This is a genomic window from Thermodesulfovibrio sp. 3907-1M (genome assembly GCF_040450955.1).
GTDB lineage: Bacteria > Nitrospirota > Thermodesulfovibrionia > Thermodesulfovibrionales > Thermodesulfovibrionaceae > Thermodesulfovibrio > Thermodesulfovibrio autotrophicus.
This window is the reverse complement of record NZ_CP144373.1, coordinates 133,740-145,544: the sequence shown is the minus strand read 5'-3', so window position 1 is coordinate 145,544 and position 11,805 is coordinate 133,740. Positions and strand designations below refer to the sequence as shown.

General features: G+C 34.8%; 14 protein-coding genes, 1 tRNA gene and 1 pseudogene. 11 read left to right on the top strand and 5 right to left on the bottom strand.

Annotated elements, in window-relative coordinates:
* Positions 1–40 precede the first annotated feature (40 nt).
* From dnaN to V4D30_RS00700, 5 genes and pseudogenes are all read left to right on the top strand, one after another.
* Positions 41–1,171, top strand: a complete 1,131-nt coding sequence (gene dnaN, locus V4D30_RS00720; RefSeq protein WP_353684337.1) for a DNA polymerase III subunit beta — start codon at positions 41–43, stop codon at positions 1,169–1,171.
* Between the two features lie 495 nt (positions 1,172–1,666).
* A complete protein-coding gene (locus tag V4D30_RS00715; protein WP_353684336.1) occupies positions 1,667–1,852 on the top strand; it encodes a hypothetical protein in 186 nt (61 codons plus the stop codon).
* A gap of 9 nt (positions 1,853–1,861) precedes the next feature.
* Complete coding sequence (locus V4D30_RS00710; RefSeq protein ID WP_353684335.1) at positions 1,862–2,800, top strand: HD domain-containing phosphohydrolase; 939 nt, start codon at positions 1,862–1,864, stop codon at positions 2,798–2,800.
* Positions 2,781–2,960, top strand: a complete 180-nt coding sequence (locus V4D30_RS00705; protein WP_353684334.1) for a hypothetical protein — start codon at positions 2,781–2,783, stop codon at positions 2,958–2,960. The genes V4D30_RS00710 and V4D30_RS00705 overlap by 20 nt, the downstream gene beginning before the upstream one ends.
* A gap of 5 nt (positions 2,961–2,965) precedes the next feature.
* Positions 2,966–3,934: pseudogene (locus V4D30_RS00700) on the top strand (site-specific integrase); the annotation flags it as partial.
* 115 nt (positions 3,935–4,049) lie between these two features.
* On the opposite strand, the gene V4D30_RS00695 reads toward V4D30_RS00700, so the two are convergent.
* Positions 4,050–4,124, bottom strand: a tRNA-Pro gene (locus tag V4D30_RS00695).
* Positions 4,125–4,223: 99 nt separating this feature from the next.
* Here V4D30_RS00695 and V4D30_RS00690 point away from each other — a divergent pair.
* From V4D30_RS00690 to V4D30_RS00665, 6 genes are read left to right on the top strand one after another with little or no spacing between them, the layout of a single operon-like run.
* Positions 4,224–4,844, top strand: a complete 621-nt coding sequence (locus V4D30_RS00690; protein ID WP_353684333.1) for an MBL fold metallo-hydrolase — start codon at positions 4,224–4,226, stop codon at positions 4,842–4,844.
* Positions 4,845–4,848: 4 nt separating this feature from the next.
* Positions 4,849–5,646, top strand: a complete 798-nt coding sequence (locus tag V4D30_RS00685) for a biotin--[acetyl-CoA-carboxylase] ligase (protein WP_353684332.1) — start codon at positions 4,849–4,851, stop codon at positions 5,644–5,646.
* Positions 5,600–6,397, top strand: a complete 798-nt coding sequence (locus V4D30_RS00680; protein ID WP_353684331.1) for a type III pantothenate kinase — start codon at positions 5,600–5,602, stop codon at positions 6,395–6,397. Before V4D30_RS00685 ends, V4D30_RS00680 begins: the two co-directional genes overlap by 47 nt.
* Positions 6,398–6,406: 9 nt before the next feature.
* On the top strand, positions 6,407–6,850 hold the full coding sequence (locus V4D30_RS00675) for a universal stress protein (RefSeq protein WP_353684330.1): 444 nt from the start codon (positions 6,407–6,409) through the stop codon (positions 6,848–6,850).
* 44 nt (positions 6,851–6,894) lie between these two features.
* Positions 6,895–8,034, top strand: coding sequence for an NAD(P)/FAD-dependent oxidoreductase (locus V4D30_RS00670; protein WP_353684329.1), 1,140 nt, complete (start codon positions 6,895–6,897; stop codon positions 8,032–8,034).
* A gap of 4 nt (positions 8,035–8,038) precedes the next feature.
* Complete coding sequence (locus V4D30_RS00665; protein WP_353684328.1) at positions 8,039–8,788, top strand: energy transducer TonB; 750 nt, start codon at positions 8,039–8,041, stop codon at positions 8,786–8,788.
* Here V4D30_RS00665 and rsfS read toward each other — a convergent pair.
* The 4 genes from rsfS to V4D30_RS00645 are packed head-to-tail and all read right to left on the bottom strand — an operon-like array spanning position 8,754 to position 11,789.
* Complete coding sequence (rsfS, locus tag V4D30_RS00660) at positions 8,754–9,128, bottom strand: ribosome silencing factor (RefSeq protein WP_353684327.1); 375 nt, start codon at positions 9,126–9,128, stop codon at positions 8,754–8,756. The genes V4D30_RS00665 and rsfS overlap by 35 nt on opposite strands.
* An 8-nt stretch (positions 9,129–9,136) precedes the next feature.
* Positions 9,137–9,865 (bottom strand): 16S rRNA (uracil(1498)-N(3))-methyltransferase, encoded by a 729-nt coding sequence (locus V4D30_RS00655; protein WP_353684326.1) that lies wholly within the window; start codon positions 9,863–9,865, stop codon positions 9,137–9,139.
* The gene (gene argB, locus V4D30_RS00650) at positions 9,862–10,737 is read right to left on the bottom strand and encodes an acetylglutamate kinase (protein ID WP_353684325.1); all 876 of its coding nucleotides are present in this window, start codon (positions 10,735–10,737) and stop codon (positions 9,862–9,864) included. The genes V4D30_RS00655 and argB overlap by 4 nt, the downstream gene beginning before the upstream one ends.
* Complete coding sequence (locus tag V4D30_RS00645) at positions 10,734–11,789, bottom strand: DRTGG domain-containing protein (RefSeq protein ID WP_353684324.1); 1,056 nt, start codon at positions 11,787–11,789, stop codon at positions 10,734–10,736. The genes argB and V4D30_RS00645 overlap by 4 nt, the downstream gene beginning before the upstream one ends.
* Positions 11,790–11,805 lie beyond the last annotated feature (16 nt).

Below are 11,805 nucleotides of genomic sequence, written 5' to 3'. Positions count from 1 at the left end.
TCCCTTTTTTAATCAAAAAAAATAAAAGGAGAAGGAGAATATGATAACAATAACATTGGATAGAAAAAATTTATATGAAAAAATAAAGGGAATACAAGGAGTAGCTTGGATAGATACTCAAGAAAGTTGCCTCATTGATGTAAAACAGGATTTAATAGGGTTTGCATCAACGAATTTGGAACTTTTCATAAAAACATATCTCCCTATAGAAAATAACTGTCAAGATTTTAAAACCTGTGTTAATGCAAAGAAATTTTATGAAATTATTAAAAATTTACCTGATGATACTGTAACACTTGATTTTGATAATGGATATTGTTTAATCCAATCGGGTAAGTCAAAGTTTAAAATCCTAACAGGGAAAGAAGAGTATTTCCCGAAGTTTGAAATGGATGATGGTGGATGTGATTACAGTATTTTTATGCCAGCAGATAAACTAATAAAAGCTCTAGATAAAGTTTTGTATGCTTTAAGTGATCAAGGGAGCATTAATCATGCATTAGATAATCTTCTTATAAAAGATAACCCAATGGCAACAACTTTAGAATTTGTAGCAAGCGATGGTCATAGACTGGCAATATATACGATATACATGCCAAGTTCTAAATATGATTTTGAAACAGACGAGGAAAATGTTTACAGTTATTTAATTACTAAAAAGTCTGCATTGGAGTTGAAAAAATTCATTACATTTAAAAACCACCTACAGATGATTGTTTTTAAAAATACTATCTGCTTTAAAGAGACAGATGAGTTTTATACGAGGCTTGCTAGTGGAACTTATCCTAACTATGAACCAATTATAGCTCAAATTATACAGGGAAATAATAAAGTTGCAGTAGTTGATAAAGAAAGCTTTATCAATGCTGTAAAAAGAGTATCCATTGTGTCTCATGAAATAAATAAAACAGTAATTTTAAAGTTTACTAAAGACCAGCTTGAAATAAAAGCTAATTCAGATATAGGAGATGCAGCAGAAAAACTTGATATTAAGTACAACGATGACGAACTTATAATAGCTTTTAATGCAAAATATCTAATAGAAGGAATCAGTAGATGCGAAAAAAATGAAATTGAGTTAAAACTGGATACTCCAGAATCAGCGTTGTATTTAGAAGAAAAGTATGAAGATGGTAAGTATCAGTACTTTTTAATGCCTATCAGGTTGTAAAAAATTAACCCCTGCTCATCGTAGCAGGGGTTTTTTGTTTTTGCTATATTGATAAAACTAAAAATTGAATTCACAGTTTTTAATGCAAAAAAAAAGAGAGGGACAATGCCCTCTCTAATTAAATTTTCATTTTGCACAGATATAATAAAATGCAATAAGTATACAGCAAAATATGAATAAAAATGGAGTCGCAATTACAAGTAAAACCGTGCATATGTTAAGTACTGTTTCAATTGTGTTCATTAATTGAAATAATTCTGTCATTTCCATTTTTACCTCCTTTTTTAATATTTTAATTTTTATAAAGATTGCAGGTTATTTAAATAGCCTGCAACTAAAAATTCTTAAGATAAGTGTATCCTAGAATGGATTTTTCGGTAAGTCCTACTTAACTTACATCTGTTATTAGATTACTCATTTTTCAGGTAATATTTTTATGGGCATAAAACAAAAACTATGTCATGACATAGTTTTCATCAAGGGAGCAGTATGACTTTGGATGAGTTTCATAGAATTCTTTTGTGCATAGTTTATGGTAGTGGTGAAGTTTTTAACAAAGAATTCACGGTTTATAACATCAACTGTCTGAATTGCCCTTATAAAGAGATTTGCGACAAAGTGGTGGAAATCTATTTTGAAAATAAATCAAGGTTGTTTTTACCATTCACTCCAGAGAAGTAATATCTTTCTATGAAAATTTACTGGGTATGTTTACAGAATACATACAACAAGAGGAAGGAGAACCTCCCACAGGGGTTTGAAATAATTTTTATCTCCCCACAGGGCTCAAACAACCACAGCGAAAAAAATCGTTTCTGCGTTGTTGAATCAGAAAGGTTTGACGATGAAGCTATACGAACAGCTATTGAGCTAAAGGGAGTGCTTTTCTGTGAAAATTTGCAAATAAACAGTTTAAATTTCTCCCTTGTTGAGCATCTTGCTCTCTCCGGTATCCCTGTTTTTTGGCTTATGAGTGATCTCGTCAAATTTTTAGAAATCATCGGAAAGAACAACAAAAATTTTGTAAATTTCATAGTGAACCTTTTCCCTAATTCCAATGGGGATTTTTCTCACGCATTCAAGGTTGGAGAACTATCAGAGTTAATCGCACGAAAACTTGGATGCGATGAGGTCTCAGTATATTGCATAAGAACAGCGGGGATATTGCACGACGTCGGTAAATTCTACTTGCCACACAGTTTTTTGAACTCACCCAAAAGACTTACAGACCTTGAAAAACGCTTTGTATCGTTACACACAGTTCATGGTGTCAATTTTGTAAAAGAGTATCTTTTTCCCCTGTCAGATACTGAACTTTACCGTGTTATTCTGGACGTCGTTCAAAATCATCACGAAAGACTTGACGGTTCAGGATACAGAAAAGGGCTTACAGCCAGAGATATTTCTATCGCCAGTAAGATTGTATCAGTAACGGACGTTTATTCAGCCTTAATGTGTGATAGACCTTACAGAACAGCCTGCGATAAAGATTTAGCATTGAGTTATATCCAGAATAAAACTCCTCAATGGTTTGATTCTGATGTGGTGAAAGTTTTGATTGAAGTGGAAAAAGAAAAAAAGAAATTTAAAACTTTCTCTGAAGAGTGCTATGTCAGACAAAGAACTTAAAGAACTCAAACAAAGCGTTGACGAACTCAAAGAACTCGTAAAAGCCATATACAACCACCTCGTACCCAATCAAACTGTTTCAAATGCTAAAGTGTACCAACTGAAAGAGAGAGCAAGACGCAAAGCACTTGAAATTAAACAAAAGCTTGATGTAGAGTAACCAATATGTCTGTTAGACCCTACAAACCAGAACAGAACAAGTGGCTTATTGACGTTAGACTTGGCAGAAAAAAACGATACTATGAAGTATTTCAGGGAACTTACGATGAGGCTGTTATATACGAACAGGAACTTAAAAAACATCTTTCTAAGAGAGAACAGAAAACCACAAAAACCATATCAGACATTGCCTTTGAATATCTTGACTTTGTAAGAATCCATCAATCAGAAAAGACTTTTAAAGAAAAACAAAGAATACTTATAAAAAATCTTATCCCTTTCTTTGGTAATTTTTCTTTTGAACTTATCACCCCAAAACTTGTTGAAGCCTACAAACTTAAAAGACTTAAACAGATGAAAGAAAAAAGCATTAAAGGATACAGGGCTGTTAACGTTGAACTGAATACTCTATGTGCAATGTCAAGATTTGCTTTCGAACATGGATACACCCTTGAACCACTTAAAAATGTTAAACGACTTCCTCATAGATACAGGCTACCTGAACCGCTTGATTTTCAAACCGCTGTAAATTTTATCAACGCTGCTAAAACAGAACCATTCTACTATGCATTGTTTTTATGTCTTTACCACGCAGGTATGAGAAAGAATGAGGCTTTCAACCTGAGATGGGCAGACATTTTCTTCGAATACAACCTGATAAAAGTTACGAAAGGCAAAGGCAACAAGGAAAGATTTATACCAATGAGCAGTCACCTAAAACAGGCACTCATTACCCTTAAAAGCATTAAAACCGACGCCAATCCCCTTGTATTTCCATCACCTGTTACGGGTAAACCTTTAACTGATATTAGAAAGGCTATTAAGAGAATAGCTAAAAAAGCAGGCATTGACAGACCCATTAAGCCACATCAACTGAGACACACCTTCGCAACCCACCTGTTAGAACAGGGAATAGACATAAGAGCCATACAGGCATTGTTAGGGCACGAACAGATAACAACCACCATGATCTATACAAAAGTGGCTTTACCAGTGCTTCAGAACGCTATTCAAGCTCTTGAGTCTATATGTGGTGAACGTGTGGTTAATGATGTGGTTAATGCAAATTTAAAAACCCTTGAAAATCCTATCGGGGCGAGTGGATTTGAACCACCGACCCCCTGCTCCCAAGGCAGGTGCGCTATCCAAGCTGCGCTACGCCCCGATAACTATTTAATCTAATAAAAAAAATTGAAAAAAGTCAAATTGTGAAGTTCAAACAAAATTTAGTATTATATATCAAATATCTTTTAGGAGGTATAAAATGTTGGAGAATATTAAATGGCTTGGACACGATAGTTTTAAAATCATAGGAGAAAAAGTTATTTACACTGATCCGTTTCAGATTAAAAAACCTGACAGAGCTGACATTATTCTTGTTACTCACGAACATTATGATCACTTCAGCCCTGATGACATTAAAAAACTTTTAACTCCTGATACAGTTGTTGTTCTTCCAGAGGATTGTTCAGGTAAGATCAAGGCAAAGGAAGTTATTGTTAAACCTGGAGACAGAATTACTGTAGAAGGTATAGAAATAGAAGCTGTTCCATCTTACAATACAAACAAAAAGTTTCATCCAAAGGAGAAAGGATGGGTTGGATATATTTTTAAAGTAATGGGTAAAAGAATTTATATTGCTGGAGATACGGATTATATTCCAGAGATGAAAACTTTTAAAGATGTTGATATTGCTTTACTTCCAGTTTCAGGAACCTATGTTATGACTGCAGAGGAAGCTGTTCAGGCTGCACTGGATATTAAGCCTAAAATAGCAATTCCCATGCACTATGGAAGTATTGTTGGTTCTGAAAAAGATGCTCAAGAGTTTGCTAAAAAACTTAAAGGGAAAATAGAAGTAATAATACTTAAACCAGAGGAGTAAGAGCATGGAATTTACAGCTGAAGATCTAAAGAAGTCATTACCTTCTGGATTGGAAATCGGAAAAGAGATTGTGATCTATAATGAGGTTGAATCAACCAATTCTAAGGCAAATGAGCTTTTAAAACAGGGTTATCCTTCTGGAACCGTTGTGGTTGCAGACAGACAAACAAAAGGCAAAGGAAGATTGGGCAGAAAATGGATTTCACCTTCAGGGAAAAATCTTTATATGAGCATTGCTCTGAAACCTGATATCCCTCCAAAATATGCTACACTGCTTACTTTAACAAGTGTTGTGGCTTGTACAACAGCCTTAAGAAGATATACTGACATACCTGTGATGATTAAATGGCCTAATGACATGCTGATTGACGATAAAAAGATTGGCGGGATTCTTACAGAAATGAAGATTGAAGGAGAAAAAATAAAGTCCGCTATTGTTGGTATTGGTATTAATGTAAATATGACAGAAGAAGATATACCAGAAGAGATTAAAGAGATAGCTTCTTCTCTTAAAATATACAGGGGAGAAGATTTTTCAAGGGAGATTCTTACAGTGGAGATAATTAAAGAGTTTGATAAATGGTATCAATTACTTGAAAAAAGACAGAGAAAAACAATTATTGACCGCTGGATGCAACTCAGTGGCACCATCGGAAGACAGGTTAAAATAGTTTTAGCAGATAGAGAAATCGTTGCTACAGCAGAAGCAATAGATGAAGAGGGTAGACTCATAGTAAAACTGAATGATGGAACTTATGAAAAAATCTGTGCAGGAGATGTCACCTTACTCAGGGCAAAGTGAACTCGTGGCGATTAAAATAGGAAATTCCACTGTGAATTTCGCTTTTTTTAGAACGCCTTACAGTTCTGACTTTAATCTGATTTCTTTTGATACAGAGGAAGTATTAAATTGGGAATACGAGAATTTTTCCCATCTATTCAGTAACCATCAAAGTTGTGATTGCATAGTTTGTTCTGTTGTGCCCGAGCTTACAAAGAAAATTTTTTCTTTTTTAAAAAGAGTTTACAATAAAGTAATTGTCATTACCTCCAAAACTCCTTCAGGACTGGCTTTAAGGATTCGTAATCCAGAGTCTTTTGGAGTTGACAGACTTGCTGCTACGGTGGCTGCCTATGAATTATTCAGAAAAAATGTGGCAGTTGTAGATGCTGGAACAGCTACCACAATAACAGTTGTTACTCAGGAAGGAGAAGTTCTTGGAGGAGCAATAATGCCTGGAGTAGGCACGATGAACTATTCTCTTAAAGAAAAAACAGCCAGCTTACCATTGGTGGACCTGGAAAAAGATTTTGATGTTCCTGGAATAGATACTCATTCAGCAATTCTTAGCGGAGTAGTGCTGGGAACAGTGTATGCTATTGAGGGAATAGTAGAGGATATTGAAAAAAAAATAAACCGTCAGCTTGAAATTGTTTTAACCGGTGGATACTCTCAATTACTTTCAAAATACATGCATAAAAAACATTTGTTGAATAAACATCTTGTAATTGAGGGTATGAGATTGATATACTTAAAAAACATTAAAAACTAGGAGGGTATTATGAAATTCCAGAAGATTCTTTTACCAACAGATTTTTCAGATGAGTCCTTGTATGCTCTTTCTTATGCTGTAGACCTTGCAAAAATGTTTAATGCAAAGTTATATCTTCTCCATGTTATCTACGATATTGAGAAAGCATCAAATCTCCACATCCCACATCCATCAATAACAGAGCTTTATAAGGACCTTGAGGCTCATGCTAAAAAGAATCTTGATAGTTTCGGAGCGGATATGCTTGAAGACTTCAAAAATGTTGAAACTGCCGTGTTAAGAGGCATTCCATATGAAGAAATTATCAAATATGCAAAAGAAAACAACATTGATTTAATAATTATCGGAACACTTCCAAGAAGTGGCGTTGAAAGGTTTTTTGTAGGCAGCACTACACAGAGAGTTATCAGAAATGCTCCATGCCCTGTGCTGGTTGTAACCAAAAAGCAATAAAAAACACTGACCTTTGGTTTGACTGAGGGTAAAAAAGAGTATTGATGGAATGCCAAGTTTTGGTTGTCGGTGGAGGACCAGCTGGCAGTACTGCTTCAAGATTACTTGCAGAAAAAGGGATAGAAACTGTCTTAATTGAAAAAAATCTTTCCTTTAATAAGCCCTGTGGAGGAGGAATTCCATCTGCAGGGCTAAAAGAATTTAATATTTTAAATGAAATTCAAAAAGAGGTTGAATTTAACAGAGCAACAAAAGTAAAAATATTTCCTCCCTTTTCAGAACCAATAGAAGTCTCCCTTACAGATGGAGAAATTCTGATTTTTAATCGTCAAAGCTTTGATTCATTCTTAAGAAAACTGTCTGAAACCAGAGGAGTAAAGATTATTGAATCAGAATTGGTAAACATAGAAAATCTTGGCAATAAATTTAAATCAACGGCAAGAGAAAAAACAGGTAAAGTTATAAAAATCTATTCTGAATACATCATTGCTGCCGATGGGGTTAACTCAAAGGTTTGTGCCATTACAGGACTGCCAAAACCTGAGTATTACTGGACAGTAAGCCTCCATATTCCTTCAGATTCACAAACAAAAGATACATGTGAGTTCTGGTTTGGTAATGCTCATGCTTCATTTTTTTACTCATGGGTTTTTCCAGGCACAAACTATTTCTCAGTTGGAACTGGTTCAGAGGATATTAAAAAGCTAAAGAGTCTTATTGAAGGTTTTCTTAAAAAAAGATTTGCCCTGCAGGCAGATTATTTTCAATTGAGAGCGTATAAAATTCCGAGATGGAAGAAAAGAAAATTTTTTATGAATAATATTCTTTTCTGTGGAGATGCTCTGGGCAGTGTAATGCCTGTTTCCTTTGAAGGGATATACTATTCTATGAAGTCTGCGCAGTTTGCCTCAGAAGCAATCATTCAAAGGGATATAAGATTATATGAAAAACTCTGGAATGAGAATTTTTTGAGGCAATTCAGCATGATGAAGAAGTTTCAGGATTTTATGTTTGGCAATGACGAAAGAATGGATCGCTGGCTTAATATTCACAGAGACCCTGCCATTCAGGAGCTTGCAATGGCTTTATGGTTAAGAAAAAAGCAGGGGAAAAAACTTATTCCGCTTTATTTAAAAGCCTTCGGAAGCTTAATTTCAAGAATTGCTCAATTTAAGATAAAATAAAATTGTGAAGAAAGCTTTAATTTATTCCTGTATTTTTCATATTTTGCTGTTTATATTTATCCTGATTTTGCAGGATTATTTTAAACCTGCCAGGTCTCAAGAACCTGTATCAGTGGTAATTGTGCCCTTATCTCAGCAAATGCCTAAAATTTCACCATCTTTAAAAACTCCTCCACCAAAACACCTTGAAAAGCTTCCTCCCATAAGAGAATCAAAACAGCCAAAATATTTAAGTGCTATTCCAAAAGGTAATCAGGGAGAGAGTATTGAAAAACAGAAAGAAACAGCTTCTTTTGGAAGTTTGAAGACAGAAAAACAGTTTAAAGAGTTAACTCCATCTCGGGCTGCAGATATTTTTGATAAAGATGTAATTGCCAGGCTTTCAAGAAAATCTCAAAAAAGTCAGGAGTTAGAACAATCACGAGGATTAAGTTTTTCAGCTAAGGAATTTAATGACTGGGGATATCTTGAAAGGTTAAAGGAAAAAATAGAAAGGGTCTGGCAGTATCCTCCTCAGGCTGCAGAGAGAGGCATATATGGTGATCTTTACATAAGATTTACAATTGACAAAAAAGGCAAACTTAAGGCTATAGAACTTCTAAGAACTTCAGGTTACAGAATGCTTGATGATGCGGCAATAAAGGCGCTGAAAGATGCTGAACCATTCTGGCCCCTGCCTGATGATTGGCAGAAAGACAGCCTTACAATAACAGGACACTTTATCTATACACTGCACGGCTTTTATCTAAGGTAAACTCTGTCTGAATTCTTGGAGCATCAAGCCATAGTCTTTCAAGATCATAAAACCTTCTTGTTTCTTCCAGAAATATATGAACAATTACATCACCATAATCCATTAAAACCCAGTGAGCATAAGAAAATCCTTCTACAGAATAGGGTTTGTATCCCTCAACCTTCATAGTTTCTTCTAAATACTCCGTAAGGGCTTTTACCTGGGTTGTACTTTCAGCAGAACATATGACAAAGTAATCAGTGATTATAGTAAGATCTTTAAGTTCAAGAATTGTAATGTCCTGTGCTTTTTTATCGTAAAGTAATTTTGCTGTTTTTAAAGCCTTTTGTTTTGAATCCATCTGATTAATTATATCACATTTCTACAAGTAAACTTCCATTCAAGTAAAAAACTTACCAGCGAAACTGCTACAATGGAAGCTGTTTCTGCTTTTAAAATTCTTTTACCAAGCGTTGCTATCTTTATGTTCTTTTCCGCTGCCTGAGTGACTTCTTTTTGGGTGAAGCCTCCTTCTGGTCCTATTAATAAAAATACATCCTGGTGAGGATTAATGTCAGATACTATCTGAATTAAGGGAGTTTCTGCTTTTTCCCAGAAAAGAATTCCATTTTTTATTTTTTTTATCAATTCAGAGAAAAATATGACATCATTTATCTCAGGGACAATGCTTCTTTGTGCCTGCTCAGAGGCTTCTTTTGCTATTTTTCTCCATCTTTCAGTTTTACGGGTTTCCTTTATTACACATCTTTCACTTACAAAGGGAATTATTTTTTTTACTCCCAGCTCTGTTGCTTTCTGTATAACCATCTCCATTTTCTCACCTTTAAGAAGTGCCTGACATAAACTCAGGGAAAATGCATCTTCTGTGATAAGTTTTTCCTCTTCAAGAACTTCTATGCTTATGTCATCAATTATTCTTGCCTTAAAGCTTTTTCCTTTACCATCAAAAATTGAAATAATGTCTCCTCTATGACATCTTAAGACGTTGAAAATATATCTTCTGTCTTCCCTTGAAAGCTCTATATTTTTTCCCGGGAAAATCTCAGAATACTGAATGCATAATCTTGGATTGCTCATTGAATAACTTCAGTGCCAACACCTCTTTGAGTAAAAATCTCAAGAAGTAAACTGTGAGGAATTCTTCCGTCTATTATATGAGTTTTTTTAACATCTCCTTTTAAAGCATTAAGACAGGCATAAACTTTGGGAATCATACCTCCTGTAATTACCTGCTGCTGTATCAGTTTTAAAGCTTCTTCCATCTTCAAAGTAGAAAGAAGTTCACTGTTTTCATCAGTTATTCCCTTTACATCAGTAAGTAGTATAAGCTTTTCAGCTTTTACTGCTACTGCAACTGCAGAGGCTACTGTATCAGCGTTTATATTATAACTTTGTCCAGATTTATCAAAGCCTATCGGTGCAACAACAGGAATAAAGCCTTTGTCTTGTAAGGTTTCAAGTACCTCTATACAGACTCTTTCTACCTCACCAACAAATCCAAGATCAACCTCTTCATTGTTTATTTTCAAAAGTTTTTTCTTTGCTCTAAGAAGTCCTCCATCTTTACCCGTAAGTCCAACAGCCTTTCCACCATGAGAATTAATAAGCTGAACAATTTCTTTGTTTATAATTCCTCCGAGAATCATCTCAACAATCTCCATGGTTTCTTTATCAGTAACTCTGTGACCATGTATAAATTGAGGCTCTTTACCAAGACGTTTCATGAGTTCCGTAATCTTAGGACCTCCACCATGAACAACAATTGGCTTTATGCCAATAAAATTGAGAAGGACAATATCCTGAGCAAAGGCATTTTTTAAAAAAGATTCCTTCTGCGCAGCACCTCCGTATTTTATAACAAAGGTTTTACCATAAAACTTTCTTATGTAAGGGAGAGCTTCAACAAGGATGTTTGCTTTTTCAAGAAGAATCTGTTCTATATCAATCATTTAGTTCTTCTTAAAAATTCTTCAATGTCAAATTCAGTACTGACAACTTCTTTTGCTTTCATTGCTTTGTCCTTTTCTCTTATCACAGCTTTACCCATAAGTTTTTCCATTCTGTCAACTGCTGTGAATGTATCCAGAGGGGTAACAATAATTGGAATACCTTTAGCTCTGGCAATTCCTGTTACAGTTTCATTAGCATGCATTCCACCAGTAAGTATCAGGCACTTCGTAGAGGTTTCCATTGCAACAATCTGAATGTCTGTTCTGTGAATCCCTGTTATCACTGCTTTATTAGGAATTCTTAAAAAGTATGAAAGAGCTGTTTCAGGATCCATTGCTCCAATTGAGAGATTTTCAACGAACTCATCAAGTTTATTCTCGCAGCAGACCAAACCACCATTTATTGCTTCCATAAGTCTTCTTACTGTAACTGCTTCAAGAAATTTATCTTTTTTAAAAACTCCCAGAACTTTTATGCCTTTTCCTTCCATGAAGGTAGCTACTTTTTCTTTAACATGATGAAACTGCTCAGGAGGAACTTTATTTATCACTGCACCAATAAATTTTTCACTACTTAGCTGCCTTATGCCAAATATATCATCCATAGCGAGCTCACTATCCCAGTGTTGAATTGCTATAACCTTGCCATCAGTTTCTTTTAATAAGCTTATAGAATCAATTCCAAGAGCAAATCCTTCAAATATGTTATTTGGTCCTACAACAAGCACAAAATCTTTATTGTTTTGCTTTGAAAAAGAATTCATAACTCTTTCTTTTACTTTTAAATCCGCTCCTTCAAAAAGTCTGTACTGTGTTTCATAAGTAAAAACAAAAGGAGATATTACACTTAAAGGCTCTTCAAGCCCTAAAAGTTCCTTTATGAAGACAGCTTCTTCATCAAATATCTCTTCACCCTTTTTAATAGGAATTCTTCCAAGTGGTCTTATATATCCTACTTTAAACCCTCGTTCCTTAAGCGTAAGAGCCAGTCCTAAGGCAAAAAAGTTTTTCCCTGTGAAGGCTCTGTTTGATATTATAAAAATTGGTATCATTTCTCCCTCCTTCTAA